We start from the raw sequence: 18,777 nt of genomic DNA on the forward strand, positions 1-18,777 counted from the left end.
CCGGACCGGCTTTAGCCGTCCACGACCACCGGGACGATGAGGGGCTGGCGGCCCAGGGTCTGCTTGGCCCAGCGGGCCGATTCCTGCACGATGCGCTTCTCAATGTTTTCGCGCGAGGCAACCTTGACGTCGCTCTCGCGTGTGAGGGTCTTGCCGATCGCCTTGGCCAACGAGTCGAAAGCGTTTGCCTCGTGGGCGAATCCGCGTCCGATGAAGTCGACGTCGTCGACCAGCAGCCCGGTGTCGGGATCGACGATGGCGATGACGGTCAGCACGCCCTCGTTCGCGAGGAGGCGACGCTCGGCCAGTGAATCCTCCGTCACGCCACCGACGGCACTGCCGTCGACGTAGATCAGTTCGATGGGGACGGAGCCGGTGATCTGCGCGACGCCGTCGTACAGGTCGATGACGCTTCCGTTCTCGGCGATGATCACGCGATCGCGAGGAACACCGGTCCTGATGGCGAGATCGGCATTGGCACGCAGGTGCCGCGACTCACCGTGTACGGGAAGCACATTGGCGGGTTCGAGGATGTTGTAGCAGTAGACGAGCTCGCCGGCGCTGGCGTGACCGGAGACGTGCACCTTCGCATTTCCCTTGTGCACCACGCGTGCACCCTTGTCGACGAGGCCGTTGATGACGCGGTAGATCGCGTTCTCGTTGCCGGGGATCAGGCTGCTCGCCATCAGCACGGTGTCGCCGTCGCCGACCTTGATCTGATGCTCGCCCGACGCCATCCGCGACAGCGCCGCGAGGGGCTCGCCCTGGGAGCCGGTGCAGATCAGGGTGATCTTGTTGGCCGGGAGCCGGTTGAGCTTCGGGAGGTCCACGACGAGGCCGTCGGGAACGTCGAGGTAGCTCAGGTCGGTCGCAATCTTCATGTTGCGCACCATCGATCGGCCGACGAACGCAACCTTGCGGCCCTGCGCATGTGCGGCGTCGAGTACCTGTTGAATGCGGTGCACGTGACTGGCGAAGCTCGAAACGATCACGCGTCCCGTCGTTTCGCGGAACACCTTCTCGATGGCCGGGACCAGGTCGCGTTCGGAGACCATGAACCCGGGCACTTCGGCGTTGGTGGAGTCGACGAGGAGTAGATCGAGCCCCTCCTCGCCGAGGCGTGCGAAGCTCCGGAGGTCGGTGATCCGACCGTCCAGCGGGAACTGTTCCATCTTGAAGTCACCGGTGTGCAGCACCAGCCCGGCGTCGGTACGAATGGCGATGGCCAGACCGTCGGGAATCGAGTGGTTGACGGCGATGAACTCGAGCTCGAACGGGCCTTCCTGCCGGGTTTGCCCCGCCTCGACCTCGATCAGCGTCGTCGAGACCTTGAACTCCTCGAACTTGGCAGCCAGGAAATGCAGCGTCAGCCGCGACGAGATGACGGGAATGTCGCCACGCTCGCGCAGCAGATACGGGACGCCGCCGATGTGGTCCTCGTGTCCGTGCGTCAGAACGATGGCGACGACGTCGTCGAGGCGATCCCGGATGCAACTCCAGTCGGGGAGGATGACGTCGACGCCGGGCTGATGCTCCTCGGGAAACAGCACGCCGCAGTCGACGATGAGCAGCTTTCCGTCGAATTCGAAGACGGTCATGTTCCGGCCGATCTCGCCGAGACCGCCCGTCGCGATCACGCGAAGGTGCCCTGCCGACAGCGCTGAGGAGGATCGCTTTCGAGGTGCGGCGGGGGATCTGCGGTTCCGTGGTGATCTCGACATGCCTCTTACGCTACGGGGGCCGCCCGACCTGGCTTCGACCCCGGTCCGAAGATCCACGCATTGCTCGCCGTCGAGGGTGGAATGCCGACCGTGTCATGGCCGTCCTCGAGCCATGGGACAGCTCGTCGTCCACGTCGATCTCGCGGCCGGCGCTCGTGTCGTCAGGGGGTGCAGAGTGAACGCGATGCAGCAACCAAGGCTGCAGCGTGCACGATGTCGCTGTCGTGGGCGGTGTTCGTGGCAACGACCGCTTGGACGAGGTCCGTGTAGCACGTCGGTGATCGAAGGGCTTGCGCGTTCGAGGCAAGCTGGGTGACCACCGCAGAACTGAGTGCGGTGATGCGTTCCCGGATCGGCGCGAGGTCCGCGGGCGCATCGGGAGCCCCGGCCGGATCGGCGTGCCACTGGGCCAGGCGGAGCGATTGGATCGCCTTGCCCACCTCGATCTGGTCGCGAACCACAGTCCCTGCGCGTTCTGGTGCAAGTCCGAGCCCGATGGCAGCGTTCTGCGCCGCATCGATCACCTGGGCCTCGCGCTCGGGATCGCTGACGGGGCCGCCTGTCTTCCACTTCACCGCGGCCACGCTGTCTGCGGTGGCCAGACGGTCTGCAAGAACGTCGGTCAGAGATTGCAGATTCTCGGCAGGCGTCTCGGCCGCGCTCGTCGCCGCCGTCGGTAACAGGACCAGCGGTACGACCGCTGAGATCACGGCAATTCTGGCGATGCGACGCAGCCGCGACGCGTTTGCCGGTAAGGACACCTCAGGAGACATCTCACGCACCTTTCGTTCGACGGTTCGACGCCGATAGTGACCGACGACGGTGAACAACAAGGGAACCGCCATTGCGGAATCACGCGTCATCACTTTAATGTGATGACACGCAACATCGGATTGCGTCTTGTGCTGGAGGGGTTCGTCGATATGCGTATTCACACCGTGGTGATCATCGGTAGTGGCTTCGGAGGTCAATGCGCCGCCAAAGCCCTGCTCGACCGCGGTATCGACGACCTCGTCATTCTCGAGCGAAGGCCCTTTCTCGGTGGAACCTGGAAGCAGAATCGCTACCCGGGCGCGGCAGTCGACGTGCAGAGTCCCCTGTACTCCATTGCCTCCGAGCCGTTCCAGTGGTCGCGCATGTTCGCCGAGCGGGAGGAACTCGAGCGCTACACCCAGCACGTGCTCGAGTCCAACGGTCTGCCGCAACGCACACATGCCGACACCGACGTTCAGAAGATCCAATGGGTCGGCGATCACTGGCTGATCACCACGTCGCGCGGTGACTACGCAGCGAAGTTCGTCGTCAATGCGTCCGGGCCGCTCAGCACCCCGGTGATCCCTCCGTTCTCGGGCCGAGAGAAGTTCCGCGGCAAGCAGTTCCACACCAACGACTGGGACACTTCCTACGATCACGCCGGAAAACGGGTAGCCATCGTCGGTAGCGGTGCCAGCGCCGCACAGGTGATCCCCGCGATCCAGCCCGACGTCGAAGCGTTGCACGTCTTCCAGCGCACGCCACACTGGGTGATGCCGCGTCACGATCGCGAATTCACGCCGCTGCAACGAAAGTTGCTGCGATTCGAGCCCATTCGACGGCTGGTGCGAGCCGGCATCTACTGGAGTCTCGAGACCCGCATCATCGGATTCAAGTACTCGCGGCAGATGCTGAAAGCCGTGGCCCAGCGGACTGCCCTGAAGCACATCGAGTCTCAGGTTCCGGACTCCCAGCTTCGGGCGAAAGTCACCCCCGACTACACCATCGGGTGCAAGCGGGTGCTGCTGTCCAACACGCTGTATCCCGCACTGGGGCAGCCGAACGTGACCCTGCACGACAAGAACGACGGCATCGCCGAGATCACCGAAACCGGGATCGTGACCACCTCGGGGGAACACGTCGACGTCGACCTGCTGGTGTGGTCGACCGGATACGACGCCACCGACGGGGTCATCTCGTATCCGGTGATCGGGCGGGACGGCCGGGCGCTGTCCGAGGTCTGGGATCCCTACCCCCGCGCTTACCTCGGCACCACGATTCCCGGTTTCCCCAACCTGTTCGTGGTCACCGGGCCGAACACCGGAATCGGGCACACCTCCGCCATCTTCCTCATCGAGGCGCAGATGGAATACATCGTTCGAGCCGTCGACGCAGTTCAGCGCGCGGGTGCAACCGCCATCGAGGTCACTGCCGCCGCCGAGCAGGAGTACACCGACACGATTCACCGCGAGATGGACGGCACCGTCTGGAAGGACGGCGGCTGCCACAGCTGGTACCAGTCGAAATCCGGGCATGTCGTCGCCATGTTCCCCGGCTTCAGCTTCACGTTCCGACGGTGGGCCAAGCGTTTTCGGCCGGAAGCCCATCACATCCATCGGTCGTCCACCGACGTGACGACGAAGGACGAGGTATCGGCATGAAGAATCATTCGGGCCAGGTAGCGCTGATAACCGGTGCGGCAGGCGGTATCGGCTCTGCTGTGGCGGCAGCACTGCATCGGCGCGGTGCCTCGATCGTTCTGGTCGACATGGCGTCGACCGATCTTGAGTCGGTAGCAGCGAAGCTGGGCAACCAGCGCGTAGCGATCGCCTATGCCGACGTCACCGTGCGAGAGCAACTCGACGCGGCGGTCGCCACCGCGATCGACACCTTCGGCTCGCTCGACATCGTGATGGCCAACGCCGGAATCTCCAGCGGTGCACTGGCATCGACGATCCGTTCCGTCGACGATGGTGTTTTCGAGAGAGTCATCGGGGTCAACCTCGTCGGCGTGTGGAACACGGTGCGAGCGGCGCTGCCGCACATCGTCGAGTCCGGGGGCTACGTGCTGCTCACCTCCTCGACGTACGCCTATCTCAACGGTCTGGCGAACGCACCGTACGCGGCCTCGAAGGCGGCGGTGGAACAACTCGGTCGCGCTCTGCGTGCGGAACTCGCGGGCACGAAAGCGACAGCGGGAGTGCTGTATCCGGGGTGGGTGGCGACGCCGATCGCCGACGTTGCGTTCGGCGGCGACACCGTCGCTACGGCGATGACTGCCCGCGCCTTTCCCTCGCCACTGCTCCGCCCGATCACACCGGACAAGCTGGCCCGCGTGGCCGTACGAGGCATCGGACGCCGGGCGGCGCGCATCGCCGTGCCCGGTCGCTGGATCCCGATCTCGATATTGCGCGGCATCGTCAACCCGATCATGGACGCCGCGATGGAGCGGGATGCCGAATTGATCCGTCTGACTGCCGAACTGGATGCCCGGCGGTCATGAGCACCGTGTCCGAAGCGGCCGGCCGCGCCTACGGCGGTGAAAGCGCGGCCGACCGCGACGATCGCAGGCGGCGACAGCTGCTGGACGCGGGACTGCGGGTGTTCGGCAGCGTCGGGTACCGCGCTGCGACCGTCCGTGGACTGTGCCGCGAGGCCAAGATCGCCGACCGGCACTTCTATCAGTATTTCGACAAGACCGAGGATCTTCTGCTCGCCGTCTATGCCGAATGCATTGCACGCCTGACCGATTCGGTGTCCGACGCAATTGTGCAGGTGAATCGGGACGGTGATCTGAGGGCTGTCACCGAGCAGTTGCTCGACCCGTTCTTCCGGGTCGTCGAGGACCCGCACCTGGCCCGCGTGGTGTGGATGGAGGTGCTCGGCGTCAGCCCTCGCGTGGAGCAGACGTATCTGACGGTGATGCAGCAATTCGGCACCCTGCTGCTCGGCTACCTCCGCACGTTCGCCGGCGAGGTGCCGTCGGGCCCGGAGCTCGACGTGGACCTGCTCGCCACCGCTGCCATCGGTGCCATCAGCCACACCGCCATGACCTGGTACCAGAGCGACTACGCCGCGGATCGACGCATCGTCGTCGCCACGATCGCGACCATGCTCGCCAATATCGTCGCGCCGCTGCAGACGTAGAGTCCGATCACCAACGCGGGCAGGTGTTCTCGAAGCGCGGATCGATGCTCTGCATGTATCCGGTGTCGTCGCGGTCACGAATTCCGCAGTCCAGGTACTGCTGATGCAGTGCCGCGAGCGCGTCCTCGTCGATCTCGATGCCCAGACCGGGTCCGGTGGGAACGGCCACTGCGCCGTCGACGAAGTTCAACACCCCCGGCACGACGACATCCTCGTTCTTCCAGGGCCAATGCGTGTCGCAGGCATAGGTCAAGTTCGGTGTCGCCGCTGCGAGATGAACCATGGCGGCCAGACTGATTCCGAGGTGGCTGTTCGAGTGCATCGACAGTCCCATCTCGAACGTCTCGCAGATTCCGGCGAGCAACCTCGATCGCTGCAGTCCACCCCAATAGTGATGGTCTGACAACACCACCTGCACCGAATCCTTCACCACGGCAGGCTTCAGGTGATCGAAGGCAACGACACACATGTTCGTCGCCAGCGGCATCTTGGCTTCGCGCGCGACCTCGGCCATCCCGTCGAGCCCGGGCGTGGGATCTTCGAGATATTCGACGATGCCGTCGAGTTCGGCGGCTACCCGGATGGATGTGTCGACAGTCCAGGCGGCGTTGGGATCCAACCGCAACGGTAGCTCCGGGAACGCCTCACGAAGAGCCTTGATTCCGGCGATCTCCTCGTCGGGTGGAAAGACGCCGCCCTTGACCTTGACGGCCCCGAAGCCGTACTCGTCGATCATCTTTCGGGCCTGACGAACCAATCCGTCCGGATCGATCGCCTCACCCCATTCGTCGGGCTCCTGGCCGGGATGAGCTGCCCACTTGTAGAACAGATACGCACTGAACGGAACGGAGTCCCGAACCTTGCCGCCGAGCAGGTCGGACACCGGTCGACCCAGGACCTTGCCCTGCACGTCCAGGCACGCGATCTCGAACGGGGAGAACACCCGATCGGTGGTGCTGGCCGTGGTGATCATGCCTGCGACGCCGTCTCCGCCGGTGATCGACAGGGTTCCCAGAACGGCATCGATGGCATCTCGGATCTCGTTGAGCGCGAACACGTCCAGACCGGAGATGGCGGTGGAGGCCGCTTCCAGTCGAGCCAGATGAGCAGTGTCGGCGTACGTTTCACCGAGTCCGACGACACCGGCGTCGGTGTCCAGCTGAATTATCGCGCGGAGCGCATACGGCTGATGTACGCCGACGGTGTTGAGCAACGGAGGATCGACGAAGGCGATCGGTGTGATTCGAGCGCCGGTGATCAGGACCGGTTCTTGCATCAGTGCACCGCAAGCTCGTCTGCCAGCACGGCCCGGCCGGCGGCAACGATTGCGGTGAGTTCCTCGAGGTGCGGTGCGCTGATGTCCACCAGGGGTGGGCGAACCGGCCCTGCTTCGATGCCCTCCATCGTCACGCCGGCCTTGATGAGGGAGACGGCGTAGCCGGGAACCTTGTCGCGCAAGCGCACGAGCGGGTGGAAGAACTCGCGGAGCAATGCGGCAGTGAGCTTTTCGTTTCCGCTGTCGAGAGAGCGGTAGAACGCCAGTGCCAGTTCGGGTGCGAACGCGAATGTCGCGGAGGAGTACAGCGTGACACCGATCGCTCGGTACGCCTGCTGGGAGACCTCGGCGGTCGGTAGTCCGTTGAAGAACTGGAAGGGCTTGCCCGACGGCTCCAGAGCGTCCAGTACCGCGCGGACGATGCGGCCGACCTGGTCGAGATCGCCGGTGCCATCCTTGAATCCGACGACCGTGGGAAGCTGCGCAACCTCGACGGCGGACTCCTCGGTGAAGCGAGCGTTGCCGCGGTTGTAGACGATCAGCGGCAGATCCGATGCGGCGGCAACGGCCTTGGTGTAGTTGACGAGACCGGCTTGCGGCATCGTCACCAGGTACGGCGGCAGCAACAGGATGCCGTCGGCTCCGTTGGCCTTCGCCGCGTGTGCGAATGCCTTTGCCTGCGCGACGGATCCGCCTGCACCGGCGTAGACAGGAACGCGGCCTGCGACGCTGTCGACTGCGGCACGGACGATCTTGCCGAACTCCTCGAGTTCGAGGGCGTGGAATTCGCCGGTGCCGCAGGCAATGAACACTCCACCGGGTCCCGCGTCGACACCCTTCGTGATGTGAGCGGCCAGGAGGTCGTAATCGACCTCACCGGATGCGGTGAACGGGGTGACGGGGAAGAACAGAACTCCGTCGAGCATGGGGGTCTCCTCGAGAACTAGGTGGGGTGTGTCAGTCTTGGGTGAGCTGGCCGTCGATGCGGCGGAAGATGCCGTCCGGATTTCCGTCTGCGATGGCGTTGGGCAACAACGATTTCGGTACGTCCTGGTACGCGACCGGGCGCAGGAAGCGTTCGATCGCGAGCGATCCGACCGACGTGGTGCGGGAGTCCGAGGTCGCGGGGAACGGCCCGCCGTGCACCATGGCATGGCCGACCTCGACTCCGGTGGGCCATCCGTCGAACAGGATCCGGCCGGCCTTGAGTTCGAGCACCGAGAGCAGCTTTCCGGCCTCGGAATGATCGGATTCGTCGGCATGAATGGTGGCGGTGAGCTGACCTTCGAGCTGTGCCGCCACCTGCCGAACCTGCTGGGAATCTGCACAGCGCACGACGAGGCTCGACGCGCCGAACACCTCGGCCTGCGCTGCCTCCGAGGTGAGGAACGTGTCCGCATCGGTGTCGAACAGCGCTGCGCGGCACGCATTCGGGGCGTCGGTGTCGGATCCCCGCGCTACCACCGTCACCGCGTCGGACAGTGTTCGCACACCCTCGGCGTAGCTCGAGGCGATGTTCGGCGTCAGCATCGTGGAGGGAGCGGATTCTTGCACGGCGGCGGCAGCGGCGTCGATGAACGACTGCAAGCCCGGGCCGTCGACGGCAATGACCAGACCGGGGTTGGTGCAGAACTGACCCGAGCCCATCGTCAGCGATGCGACGAACGCGCGGCCCAATTCGGCTCCACGGGTGGCGAGTGCACCGTCCATGACGAACACCGGATTGATGGAACTCATCTCGGCGTACACCGGGATGGGCTCACGGCGACCCGCCGCCGCGGCGACGAGAGCTGTTCCACCCGAACGCGATCCGGTGAATCCGACGGCCTTGATGCGAGGGTCGGTCACCAGAGCGGTGCCGAGTCCGCGACCGGAGCCGAAGAGCAACGAGAATGTGCCGGAGGGCATTCCGGTGGAGACAACCGCGTCGGTGATGGCGCGGGCGACCAGCTCGGACGTTCCTGGATGGGCGTCGTGTGCCTTGACGATCACCGGGCAGCCGGCAGCGAGGGCGGACGCGGTGTCGCCGCCTGCGACGGAGAAGGCGAGGGGGAAGTTGCTGGCACCGAACACGGCAACCGGCCCGAGGGGGATCTTGCGCTGGCGGATGTCCGCCCGCGGCAGCGGGCTGCGCTCGGGCTGGGCCGGATCGATGCGGGCTCCGTTCCAACTGCCCTCGCGCAGAACCGAAGCGAACAGACGGAGTTGACCGGTGGTGCGGCCGACCTCGCCGGTGATGCGTGCCAGCGGCAGACCGGACTCGGCGACCGTACGCTCGATGAGCGTGTCGCCCAGGGCCGCGATGTTGTCGGCGATGGTCTCGAGAAACCGTGCGCGAGTGTCCGACGAGGTAGCGCGGTAGTCGGCGAAGGCGTCGGCCGCTGCGGCACAGGCCCGCTCGACATCCGAGTCGTCGCCGTGGCCGTAAGCGGGTTCGAGATTCTCTCCGGTACCGGGATCGATTCCGTGAATCTGCGTCCCGGCACCGAAAACCGGAACGCCGGCGATGATCATCCGACCGGTGAGGTCGGTGGACTGTGTCGTCGACGCTGTCATGGGGTGACTCCTAAGGCTGTGGTGCGGTACGTGCAGTGACGCCGAGGCCGTGACCTGGCTCATAACTCACCACGGTAGGAGCTGGATCGATACATGTCCAAGTCTAAAAATGTTGTGTTTGATGCAGTCTCGGTATCGCCTGGCTGACCGTCTACTCGAGCGTGGATGCCGATCCTCGATACCTCGACTGCATCAGTCGATGCGCAGATGGTGTTGGACGGGAATCGATAGCTGGCCCTACTGTCGTCTGTGAGCCGAATCACCAGAGGTATGCGAGAAAGGTCGGGCATGGTCGTCCACACCAGCACCCCCGTCGTCGCCGAAATGCGTGTCATTCCCATTGCCGGTCACGACGACATGTTGCTGAACCTCAGCGGCGCGCACGCGCCGTATTTCACCCGCAATCTGGTGGTGCTCACCGACTCGGACGGGCGCACCGGCGTCGGCGAAGTGCCGGGCGGGGAGCCGATTCGGCAGACGCTCGAAGACGCGCGCGTGCTGGTCGAGGGGCAGAACATCGGCCGGTACAACGCGGTGCTGGCCGCCATGCGTCGCGCGTTCGCAGATCGTGATGCCGGTGGCCGCGGCGCGCAGACGTTCGATCTGCGGATCGCCATTCATGCGGTAACGGCAGTGGAATCGGCGTTGTTGGATCTGCTCGGTCAGCATCTCGGCGTCAGCGTCGCGGCGTTGCTGGGCGAAGGACAGCAGCGCGAGAAGGTGCAGGCGCTGGGCTACCTGTTCTTCGTCGCCGATCGCAACAAGACCGATCTCGCATACCGGAGCAGCGCCGACGAGGCGGCCGGAGCCGACGACTGGCTGCGGATCAGGCACGAGGAGGCGATGGATCCGGAGTCGATCGTGCGCCTCGCCGAGGCTGCGCAGGCACGCTACGGCTTCCAAGATTTCAAGCTCAAGGGTGGTGCACTGCCGGCAGCCGAGGAGGCCGCCGCTGTTCGTGCTCTGGCCGAGCGCTTTCCCGAGGCGCGAATCACGTTGGATCCCAACGGCGGCTGGTTGCTGAAGGATGCGATCGAGACCTGCCGAGGGCTGCGTGACGTGCTGGCGTACGCCGAGGATCCCGTCGGCCCCGAGGGTGGTTTCTCGGGCCGCGAGGTGATGACGGAGTTCAAGCGGGCCACCGGGTTACAGACCGCGACCAACATGATCGCGACGGACTGGCGCGAGATGGGCCACACCGTCCGGTCCGGTGCCGTGGACATCCCGCTGGCCGATCCACACTTCTGGACGATGGCCGGGTCCGTGCGCGTCGCGCAGCTCTGCGACGCGTGGGGCTTGACGTGGGGATCGCACTCCAACAACCACTTCGACGTCTCCCTGGCGATGTTCACGCACGTCGCTGCTGCAGCTCCCGGGAACATCACCGCCATCGACACCCACTGGATCTGGCAGGACGGGCAGCGAGTGACCAAGGAGCCGTTCACGATCGAGGATGGCTACCTCACGGTGCCCGACAAGCCGGGTCTGGGTGTCGAACTCGACTTCGAGCAGATCGATGCGGCGCACGAGCTGTACCAGAAGGAAGGACTGGGTGCCCGAGACGACGCCATCGGCATGCAGTACCTGATCGAGGGCTGGACATTCGACAGCAAGCGCCCGGCCCTCGTTCGATGAGTTCTGGTTCGAAAAGTTCTGGTGCGTCGATGAAGATCGTCGTCGGTGACCGCAACGTCGTGCCGCATCGCGAGCAGTTCGAGGCGGGTCTACCGGCGAACGCCGAGGTGGTGTGGAGCGTTCCCTTCGACGAGCAGGACGTGATCGCCCATCTCCACGACGCCGACGTCTATGTCGGCGGCAAGTTCAGTGCGGCCATGGGCGCGGCTGCCCCGAGGCTGCGGATGGTTCACGTTGCCGGCGCCGGTACCGACAACGTGGATCGATCCGGAATGCGGCCCGATGTGCAGGTGTGCAACACCTTTCACCACGAGCAGTCGATTGCCGAATACGTCGTCGCGGCAACGGTGATGTTGCGACGAAAGTTCCTGGAGCAAGACCGCGCCCTCCGCTCGGGATTGTTTGCCACGTCCGTGTACGACCCGACCATCCCGCAGCCGTTGTCGCTGAGCGGTGCGCGGATCGGGTTCGTCGGGTTCGGACATATCGGCCGGCAGACCTGGCAGCTTTTTCGGGCATACGGGGCAACCGGTGCTGCCGTCACCGGGAGCGGTCGGGCTTCGGACGAGGGGCTCGAATGGGTTTCGGATGCAAAGGATTTGGGAAAGCTTGCCGAGTTCGCCGATGTACTCGTGGTTTCCGCACCGCTGAACGAGCACACCCGCGGCATGATCGGTGCCGAGGAACTGCGCAGGCTGGGAAGCGGAGGGATAGTCGTCAACGTCGGTCGAGGCCCGCTGATTCAGGAACAACCACTGTTCGACGCTCTGTCTCGCAACGAGATTGCCGCCGCCGCCATCGATGTCTGGTACAGCTACCCGGGGCCGGACGGGCGTGGTGAGCCCAGTTCCCTGCCGTTCCGCGAGCTGGAGAACGTGCTGATGACGCCGCACTCGTCGGGCGTCACGCATCACACGTTCGTCGGCCGGGTCGCCGACATCGCGTCGAACATCAATGCACTTGCCGTATCGATGGCCCGCTGAATTGTGTTGGACGCGTAAGGAACCCGAATTAGGCTGTGAGGCAACGCCCTTCGCAAACACAGGAGATGTGAGATGACAACGTACATCGACAAGCCCTCGAGCGGACTCACCGCGCCCGATGCGGCGATTCGGGCCCTCGCATCCGGTGACGCGTCCGTCGACAGCATCTCCGAGGTGACGCTGTCCTCGATCGTGCTGCCGCTGCGCAATCCGATCAGCGACGCCAAGGTTCTCACCGGTCGACAGAAGGCGATGACCGAGGTGGTGTTTCTGTTCGTCGAGATCCGTACCGAACAGGGCCATGAGGGAATCGGTTTCAGCTATTCGAAGCGGGCGGGTGGGCCTGCCCAGTTCGCGCACGCCCAGGAGATCGCGCCGGTGCTCATCGGTGAGGACCCGAACGATATCGGCAAGGTCTGGACCAAGTTGGTGTGGGCCGGAGCGTCGGTCGGCCGCAGTGGCGTTGCGACACAGGCCATCGCTGCGATCGATATTGCCCTGTGGGATCTCAAAGCCAAGCGCGCCGGGTTACCGCTGGCGAAGCTGATCGGCGCGTCCCGCGATTCGGTGCAGACGTACAACACCTCCGGTGGATTTCTGCATACTCCGATCGAGGAGGTCATGGACAACGCGGCCGGGTCGCTCGCGAACGGAATCGGCGGTATCAAACTGAAGGTGGGCCAACCTGATTGGCGCACCGACATCTCCCGCGTCACCGCGGTACGCGAGTTTCTCGGTGACGACGTCCCGCTGATGGTCGACGCGAATCAACAGTGGGATCGTCCGACGGCGAACCGCATGTGCCGCATCCTCGAGCAGTTCGACCTCGTCTGGATCGAAGAACCGCTCGATGCCTACGACGCCGAGGGGCATGCGATGCTGGCCAGGAATTTCGACACCTCCATTGCGACGGGGGAGATGCTGGCCAGCGTCGGCGAGCATGTCCGTCTCCTCGAGGCCGGCGCGGTCGACATCCTGCAGCCCGACGCACCCCGCATCGGCGGCATCACCCAGTTCCTGAAATTGGCCGGGCTGGCCGAACACCACAACGTGCAGCTCGCCCCGCACTTTGCGATGGAGATTCATCTGCACCTCGCAGCGGTGTACCCACTGCAGACCTGGGTGGAGCACTTCGACTGGTTGGACCCATTGTTCGACGAGCACCTCGAGACGCGGGACGGCCGGATGCACCTGTCCGCTCGCCCGGGGCTGGGATTCACATTGAGCGAGCAGGGCCGGGCCTGGACGGTGGCGAAGGCAGTGGTGCGCTGACGTGGAGCCCAGACGTGGAGCGCTGACGTGCGCGGAAACTCGACCCCTGCTACGAAGTTCCGCGCACGTGCCGCGAAGCGGCTTTACCGCACTCCCTCGGCTCGCAGTTCTCGGGCCCAGGCCGCAGCATGGTCGGTGAGGACGCCCGCGATGCGTTCGAGTTCGCCCGGGTACGACGCGACTTCGGCAGGCATGGAGACGCTGAGTGCGTCGGTGGCCGGAATTCGGTACGGCACCACGGTCGCGATGCAGACGACGCCGGGGGTGCCCTGCTCCTGCTCCAGTGACCAGCCGCGGCGGCGAACCTGCGCGAGTTCGGCGATCAGGGCATCACGGTCGACGATGGTGTTCTCGGTGTACCGCTCGAGTTTCTTCGGCAGCAGCTGTGTCACCTCGTCGGTCGTGAGTTCGGCGAGCAGTGCTTGGCCGAGGGCGGTGACGTGGCACGGCAGCTTGCGTCCGACACGGTGCATGCGCCGCACCTCGAGCTTGGAACCGCGGCTGGCGAGGTAGATGACGCAATCCTCGTCGCGCCGGGCGAAGTGGACGGTGTGCCGGACGTCCGAGCGCAACGTCTCCAGTACCGCTGCGGCCCGACCGACGACGGAATCCTTGTCCAGGTAGGACGTGCCCGTGAGTAGCGCGTGAGTCCCGATGCCATATCGCGAACCGGATTCGTCGGCCTCGATCCAGCGGAGGTCTTTCAGCGTCCTGAGCAGTGCATGCAGACTCGACCGCGGATACCCGCAGGCCTCCTGGAGCTCGCCGAGACTCATGCGGGCGGGAGACGCGGCCAGGGTCTCGAGGATGTGGATCGTGCGTTCGGCGGACTTCACCGGCTGGCTCTCCGGCGCAGCTGTTGCCGTGACATCGTTCACCATGGAGACAGTGTCCCCCATGATGAACGACGGCTCATACGCGGACACGAATTTTGTGGACGGACATCAGTACTCGGCGACCAGATTGTTCGAGATGTACTCGAGGTCGATGTCCTCGCCCAGGCCCGGGCGGGTGGGCATCTGGACCATCCCGTTCGCGTCGATCGGATCGACGATGGACTTCAGATGCGGCGGCACCCAGTCGTAGTCCACCAGCGGATGCAGCAGGCCGCGCTCGTACCACTGGATGTTCGGAGCACCGCCGACGAGCGCGAGGTTGGGTGCGCCGTTGCCGTGGATCTCGCAGTCGAGTCCGAAGCCGTCGGCCATGTGCACCGTCTTGAGTGCAGGCGTGATGCCGCCGCCGTTCATCGCACCGACGCGCAGGATGTCGCAGGCATCGCTCGCAATCCAGTCCGCTCGCGAACGATGCCGACCTGGTGTGGTTTCGGGACCGATGACGGGTGTGGCGATCTGATCCGCCAGCCACTTGTAGGAGCGCATCGAGAATTCGTCCATGGGCTCCTCGAACCAATCGAACTTCAGCGCATCGAGTTCGCGGCCGAGCTTGAGAGCGTCGGTGCGGGAGTACCAGTGATAGCCGTCGAGCATCAACGAAAACCCGGGCCCGACGGCATCTCGTACCGCGGCGCAGGCCTCGATGTCCCGAGTCAGGTTCGGAGCCCCCTCCAGGGGTGGCATCCAGGTGTGCAGTTTGATTCCCTGATAGCCCTGATTCTTCAGTGCAACAGCAAAATCCGCGTACTCCTGGGGACTCGAAAGGCCGCCCTCGATGGTGTCTCCGCACATGGTGCTCGCGTAGGCCTTGACTTCACTTCGGGCTCCGCCCAGCAGCTTCCACACCGGGGTGTCGAATCGGTTGCCGGCCAGATCCCACAGGGCCTGATCGAGGTAGCTGCAGGTGTGTTCGGGAAGCTCGACGGCCCTGGTGCGTTGTCGAATCGCGAACTTGCGATCCATCTCCTCGCGATGCAGCGGGTCGGTACCGATCAGCACCGGCCGAAAGTGCTGCTCCACTTGATCTTCACGCAGATAGTTGGTCTTGCCCAGCACGTGCCCGCTGACTCCGTCGGAATCGGTGATGCGCAGCAAAGCCTGGGTTGTGGGTATCGACGGTCCGGGGTGTCGATGTCCGTAGGAGTCGACGGCGGTACGGGCCTCGGTCTTGAAGACCTGGACGGCAATCTCGGTGATGACGCTGGACATAGTAGTGGAACCCCTATTTACCCTGTCGGGCATCGTATTTGGCCTTGGAACGGTTGAGCTTCTCGGCGAAGTCGTCGGCGAAATCCTGGGCGCTGAGCTGTCCGATGAGCACCTTCTGCCACTGCCCGAGCATCTGAACCTGCACGATCTTTCCGAAATCGGGTAGATAGTCCGGCGGGGTGACCAGCACGGTCTTCGGATCGTCGAGGGCGGACTGGGCCGCCTGGACCGATGGCATCGTCTGGAAGGACGGTGCGGATCTGGCGGTGGCATTGACCGGGATTTGGCCGACGTTCTCGTTCCAATAGGCCTGCGAATCCGGCGAGGTCATGAACTCGAGGAACTTCCAGGCCGCTGCCTGGTGCTGGCTACTCTTGAACACTGTGTAGGAGGGGAACGGATCGGTCATCACCGTGCGGACGCCGTTGTCCGCGAGTGGAAGCGCAACGGCACCGACTTTGTCGCCGAGTGCCTTGCGGTGGTTGCTCAGTGATCCGAGGTTGTGCTGCATCATCGCAACCGAACCACCGCCGAAGCTGGCGACCATCTGTGGAAAACCGTTGTTGACGTCGGCGGTAGGTGTGTCGACGTCGTAGAGGGCCGCAAAACGTTCGATGGCGTCCACCATCTCGGGCCGGTTGACGGTGGATTCGCTACCGTCGAAGAAGTTGTCGATGCCGGTGGTGGCGAACATGTGCTGCAACAACGGGTAGATCGAGCCGGCACCGCCTCGGATGGTGAACCCGTAACGACCCGCGGACTTGTCGGTCAGTTCGTCTGCGGCTTCGTAGAATTCGTCCCAGGTATCCGGTGGCTCGATGCCGGCCTCCGCGAACCAGTCGGCTCGGTACCACAGCGTGGCGTTGTTACTGGTGAACGGCAGACCGTACAGGTTCTCGCCGCCTCCGGACTCCATCGCCGACTCGATGATCTTCGGGTCGTACTGGTCCTTCTGCGGAAAGGCTGCCATGAAGTCGTCGAGCGGAATCACGGCACTCTGGGCAACGAGCGGTGCGAGGTACGCGGTGGATACGATGCCCAGATCGGGAGCCGACCCACCGGCGAGGGCTGTCTGATACTTCTGCTGGGCACTGTCGGACGGTAGACCGACGTATTCGATGTCGATGCCTGGGTTGATGTTCTCGAAGCGTCGAATCAGTTCCTCGTACAACGGGGTTCGATCAGGCCCGGCGTTGTTGTCCCAGAACGTGAGGGTTCCGCTGTTCGGATCGCCGAGGGCACCGTCGGGCAGGGAGGTCTCGGAACTGCAGGATGCCAGCACGAGCGTGGCCACCGCACCGACGAGGGTGGTGCGCAGCAGGGTGCGTCGATTCATGTCGATTCTCTTTCCGTACGTCATGATCAGCCCTTCACCGCACCGGCGCTGAGGCCTTGGACGAGGTACTTCTGGATGACGGCGAAGACCGCGACCACGGGCACTGCGGCGATCAGACCGCCGGCCGCGAGGACGCCGAAGTCGACGTTGTAGGAGCCGATCGTGTAGCTCAAACCGACTGGGAGAGTGAACTTGTCCTGGCTACTGATGAACATCAGACCGAACAGGAAGTTGTTCCAGCTGCCGATGAATGCGAAGGAACCGACGGCGATCAACCCGGGCCGCAGAAGCGGGAGCATGATGATTCGGAAGGCTTTCAGACGCGAGCAGCCATCGACCATCGCGGCCTCTTCGAGTTCGACGGGGATCTGAGAGATGAAGCCTGCCATCAGCATTGCTGCAAGTGGTAGTTGGAAGACGGTATCGGCGACGATGAGACCGAAGAGGTTGTTCACCAGGCCCATTTCGCGGAAAACCTGGAACAGCGGAATGAGCAGCATCGCGCCGGGGACGAACTGGCTGCACAGCAGAGCCATCACGAGGGGAATCTTGGCGCGGAATTTGAAGCGTGCCAACGCATAGCCGGTCGCCAGCGCGACGAAGGTGGTGAGCACGAGAGACAGGCCGGCCACGATGAGGCTGTTCTTGAAGAAGAAGCTGAAGCCGAGGGTGTTCCAGACGGTGTCGAAATGGTCGAGCGTGATAGGCCAGGGGAGCATCGAATTGGACCCGGCAGGCCGGAACGCGAAGACGATCATCCAGTAGAACGGGACGAGGGTGAAGAGCAGGTAGACGGCCAACGGAAGGCCGACGCTGAACACGCGGGGCTTTGCGCGATGCACGCGCACCTTCTCGGAGTGGTCCTGCGGCGGAGTGGTCACGACGGGACGGTCTGCGGTAGTGGTCATGTGCGTCAGGCCTTATCGCTGTTGAATTTGCTGAGGCGCAAGTAGAGGATCGAGCAGAAGAGCAGGATCACGAAGGCCACGGTGGTCAGAGCCGATCCGTACCCGAAGTCCTGCGCGGTGGTTGCGAGCTGAGAGACGTAGAGCGGCAACGTGGTTGTCACGTCGGCCGGTCCGCCCGCAGTGAGGGTGTAGAGAAGATCGACGTTGTTGAACTCCCAGACCCCGCGCAGCAGGGTGGACAGAATAATCACGGCTTTGAGGTGTGGCAGCGTCACGAACCGGAAGCGTTGCCAGCGGTTCGCGCCGTCCACGTTCGCGGCCTCGTACAGATCCTTGGGCGCACTCTGCAGTTCGGCCAGGATGAGAATGGCGAAGAACGGAACTCCGCGCCAGAGCTCGGCAACGCTGGTGGCCCAGAACGCGGTGTCCGGATCGGCGATCGGCGCGGCGGTACCGTCGCCGATGCCCATGTTGCCCAGCAGTTTGAACAATCCCGTCGACGGGTTGTAGATGAGCAGCCAGATGCCGGTGGTGAGCACCCCGGAGACGGCCCAGGGAGAGAACACCAGGGCACGGGCCAGGCCGCGTCCGCGGAACACCTCGTTGACCAGCAGGGCCAGTCCGAGGCCGAGGATCAGCTGGAACACGACCTGCACGCCCACCCACTTGGCGGTGACGACGAGGCTGTTCCAGAACAGGTCGTCGGCGAACATCAGCTTGAAGTTCTCCAGGCCCGCAAAGCCGTTGTCCCACGGCGTCGTCGGGTTGTAGAACTGCAGGCTGTAGTAGAAGACGCTGCCGACCGGGTAGAAGATGAACACTGCCAGCAGGATGACGACGGGCGCGATCAGGATGTACGGGGCCGAGATGCGGCGCTTGCGTTTCGGTCGAACGGGAGGGATGGCCGCGCTGGACGCGCGGGTACCTCCCGACCGGGGTGGTGTGGTGGTGACCATGGGGACGCTCCGAAGCGTTCGGGGCCGGATGGAAAGCCGGCGAGCGGGTCTGGCGGGATGTCTTCCGACCCTGAGTGAGCCGGGTCGTGCAAGTTTTGTCTGTTCACATATCTGAACGAGCGTCTTCTA

16 protein-coding genes are annotated in these 18,777 nt (G+C 64.3%); 6 read left to right on the forward strand and 10 right to left on the reverse strand.

Annotated elements, in window-relative coordinates; genetic code table 11:
• Positions 1-11 precede the first annotated feature (11 nt).
• Together RFA01S_RS06245 and aroQ are read right to left on the reverse strand one after the other, a co-directional pair.
• On the reverse strand, positions 12-1,637 hold the full coding sequence (locus RFA01S_RS06245; RefSeq protein WP_174557224.1) for a ribonuclease J: 1,626 nt from the start codon (positions 1,635-1,637) through the stop codon (positions 12-14).
• A 245-nt stretch (positions 1,638-1,882) separates the two neighbouring features.
• Complete coding sequence (gene aroQ, locus RFA01S_RS06250) at positions 1,883-2,584, reverse strand: gamma subclass chorismate mutase AroQ (RefSeq protein ID WP_052060386.1); 702 nt, start codon at positions 2,582-2,584, stop codon at positions 1,883-1,885.
• A 12-nt stretch (positions 2,585-2,596) separates the two neighbouring features.
• Between aroQ and RFA01S_RS06255 the strand changes: the two genes are divergently transcribed.
• The 3 genes from RFA01S_RS06255 to RFA01S_RS06265 are packed head-to-tail and all read left to right on the forward strand — an operon-like array spanning position 2,597 to position 5,621.
• Entirely contained in the window at positions 2,597-4,135 is a 1,539-nt protein-coding gene (locus tag RFA01S_RS06255; RefSeq protein ID WP_238325024.1) for a flavin-containing monooxygenase, read from the forward strand.
• Entirely contained in the window at positions 4,132-4,977 is an 846-nt protein-coding gene (locus RFA01S_RS06260; RefSeq protein WP_032406032.1) for an SDR family NAD(P)-dependent oxidoreductase, read from the forward strand. The genes RFA01S_RS06255 and RFA01S_RS06260 overlap by 4 nt, the downstream gene beginning before the upstream one ends.
• Positions 4,974-5,621 (forward strand): TetR/AcrR family transcriptional regulator, encoded by a 648-nt coding sequence (locus RFA01S_RS06265; RefSeq protein WP_032406033.1) that lies wholly within the window; start codon positions 4,974-4,976, stop codon positions 5,619-5,621. The genes RFA01S_RS06260 and RFA01S_RS06265 overlap by 4 nt, the downstream gene beginning before the upstream one ends.
• Before the next feature lie 7 nt (positions 5,622-5,628).
• Here RFA01S_RS06265 and RFA01S_RS06270 read toward each other — a convergent pair whose 3' ends face one another.
• From RFA01S_RS06270 to RFA01S_RS06280, 3 genes are read right to left on the reverse strand one after another with little or no spacing between them, the layout of a single operon-like run.
• Positions 5,629-6,897, reverse strand: coding sequence for a glucarate dehydratase family protein (locus RFA01S_RS06270; RefSeq protein ID WP_032406034.1), 1,269 nt, complete (start codon positions 6,895-6,897; stop codon positions 5,629-5,631).
• The gene (locus RFA01S_RS06275; protein WP_032406035.1) at positions 6,897-7,823 is read right to left on the reverse strand and encodes a 5-dehydro-4-deoxyglucarate dehydratase; all 927 of its coding nucleotides are present in this window, start codon (positions 7,821-7,823) and stop codon (positions 6,897-6,899) included. The genes RFA01S_RS06270 and RFA01S_RS06275 overlap by 1 nt, the downstream gene beginning before the upstream one ends.
• 31 nt (positions 7,824-7,854) lie before the next feature.
• Positions 7,855-9,453, reverse strand: coding sequence for an aldehyde dehydrogenase (NADP(+)) (locus tag RFA01S_RS06280; protein ID WP_032406036.1), 1,599 nt, complete (start codon positions 9,451-9,453; stop codon positions 7,855-7,857).
• 288 nt (positions 9,454-9,741) lie between these two features.
• On the opposite strand from RFA01S_RS06280, the gene RFA01S_RS06285 reads away from it, so the two are divergent.
• The 3 genes from RFA01S_RS06285 (at position 9,742) to RFA01S_RS06295 (ending at position 13,343) form a co-directional block, all read left to right on the forward strand.
• Positions 9,742-11,088, forward strand: a complete 1,347-nt coding sequence (locus RFA01S_RS06285; protein WP_027495319.1) for an enolase C-terminal domain-like protein — start codon at positions 9,742-9,744, stop codon at positions 11,086-11,088.
• A 29-nt stretch (positions 11,089-11,117) separates the two neighbouring features.
• Positions 11,118-12,071 (forward strand): 2-hydroxyacid dehydrogenase, encoded by a 954-nt coding sequence (locus tag RFA01S_RS06290; RefSeq protein WP_027495320.1) that lies wholly within the window; start codon positions 11,118-11,120, stop codon positions 12,069-12,071.
• A gap of 72 nt (positions 12,072-12,143) precedes the next feature.
• Positions 12,144-13,343, forward strand: a complete 1,200-nt coding sequence (locus tag RFA01S_RS06295) for an L-talarate/galactarate dehydratase (protein WP_032369519.1) — start codon at positions 12,144-12,146, stop codon at positions 13,341-13,343.
• An 83-nt stretch (positions 13,344-13,426) separates the two neighbouring features.
• Here RFA01S_RS06295 and RFA01S_RS06300 read toward each other — a convergent pair whose 3' ends face one another.
• From RFA01S_RS06300 to RFA01S_RS06320, 5 genes are all read right to left on the reverse strand, one after another.
• A complete protein-coding gene (locus RFA01S_RS06300; protein ID WP_027495322.1) occupies positions 13,427-14,224 on the reverse strand; it encodes an IclR family transcriptional regulator in 798 nt (265 codons plus the stop codon).
• 63 nt (positions 14,225-14,287) lie between these two features.
• Complete coding sequence (locus tag RFA01S_RS06305; RefSeq protein ID WP_027495323.1) at positions 14,288-15,448, reverse strand: enolase C-terminal domain-like protein; 1,161 nt, start codon at positions 15,446-15,448, stop codon at positions 14,288-14,290.
• Positions 15,449-15,461: 13 nt separating this feature from the next.
• Entirely contained in the window at positions 15,462-16,784 is a 1,323-nt protein-coding gene (locus RFA01S_RS06310; protein ID WP_032406205.1) for an ABC transporter substrate-binding protein, read from the reverse strand.
• A 26-nt stretch (positions 16,785-16,810) separates the two neighbouring features.
• Positions 16,811-17,692 (reverse strand): carbohydrate ABC transporter permease, encoded by an 882-nt coding sequence (locus tag RFA01S_RS06315; protein WP_027495325.1) that lies wholly within the window; start codon positions 17,690-17,692, stop codon positions 16,811-16,813.
• A gap of 5 nt (positions 17,693-17,697) precedes the next feature.
• A complete protein-coding gene (locus tag RFA01S_RS06320; protein ID WP_048317892.1) occupies positions 17,698-18,648 on the reverse strand; it encodes a carbohydrate ABC transporter permease in 951 nt (316 codons plus the stop codon).
• Positions 18,649-18,777: the final 129 nt, after the last annotated feature.

The organism is Rhodococcoides fascians NBRC 12155 = LMG 3623, from assembly GCF_001894785.1.
Lineage (GTDB): Bacteria > Actinomycetota > Actinomycetes > Mycobacteriales > Mycobacteriaceae > Rhodococcoides > Rhodococcoides fascians.

What these genes read in the sequence shown, in the direction of transcription:
- aroQ (WP_052060386.1), bottom strand. Translation starts at nt 2,584, where the DNA reads ATGACGCGTGATTCCGCAATGGCGGTTCCCTTGTTGTTCACCGTCGTC.
- RFA01S_RS06255 (WP_238325024.1), top strand. Translation starts at nt 2,597, where the DNA reads ATGACACGCAACATCGGATTGCGTCTTGTGCTGGAGGGGTTCGTCGAT.
- RFA01S_RS06260 (WP_032406032.1), top strand. Translation starts at nt 4,132, where the DNA reads ATGAAGAATCATTCGGGCCAGGTAGCGCTGATAACCGGTGCGGCAGGC.
- RFA01S_RS06265 (WP_032406033.1), top strand. Translation starts at nt 4,974, where the DNA reads ATGAGCACCGTGTCCGAAGCGGCCGGCCGCGCCTACGGCGGTGAAAGC.
- RFA01S_RS06270 (WP_032406034.1), bottom strand. Translation starts at nt 6,897, where the DNA reads ATGCAAGAACCGGTCCTGATCACCGGCGCTCGAATCACACCGATCGCC.
- RFA01S_RS06275 (WP_032406035.1), bottom strand. Translation starts at nt 7,823, where the DNA reads ATGCTCGACGGAGTTCTGTTCTTCCCCGTCACCCCGTTCACCGCATCC.
- RFA01S_RS06280 (WP_032406036.1), bottom strand. Translation starts at nt 9,453, where the DNA reads ATGACAGCGTCGACGACACAGTCCACCGACCTCACCGGTCGGATGATC.
- RFA01S_RS06285 (WP_027495319.1), top strand. Translation starts at nt 9,742, where the DNA reads ATGGTCGTCCACACCAGCACCCCCGTCGTCGCCGAAATGCGTGTCATT.
- RFA01S_RS06290 (WP_027495320.1), top strand. Translation starts at nt 11,118, where the DNA reads ATGAAGATCGTCGTCGGTGACCGCAACGTCGTGCCGCATCGCGAGCAG.
- RFA01S_RS06295 (WP_032369519.1), top strand. Translation starts at nt 12,144, where the DNA reads ATGACAACGTACATCGACAAGCCCTCGAGCGGACTCACCGCGCCCGAT.
- RFA01S_RS06300 (WP_027495322.1), bottom strand. Translation starts at nt 14,224, where the DNA reads ATGGTGAACGATGTCACGGCAACAGCTGCGCCGGAGAGCCAGCCGGTG.
- RFA01S_RS06305 (WP_027495323.1), bottom strand. Translation starts at nt 15,448, where the DNA reads ATGTCCAGCGTCATCACCGAGATTGCCGTCCAGGTCTTCAAGACCGAG.
- RFA01S_RS06310 (WP_032406205.1), bottom strand. Translation starts at nt 16,784, where the DNA reads ATGAATCGACGCACCCTGCTGCGCACCACCCTCGTCGGTGCGGTGGCC.
- RFA01S_RS06315 (WP_027495325.1), bottom strand. Translation starts at nt 17,692, where the DNA reads ATGACCACTACCGCAGACCGTCCCGTCGTGACCACTCCGCCGCAGGAC.
- RFA01S_RS06320 (WP_048317892.1), bottom strand. Translation starts at nt 18,648, where the DNA reads ATGGTCACCACCACACCACCCCGGTCGGGAGGTACCCGCGCGTCCAGC.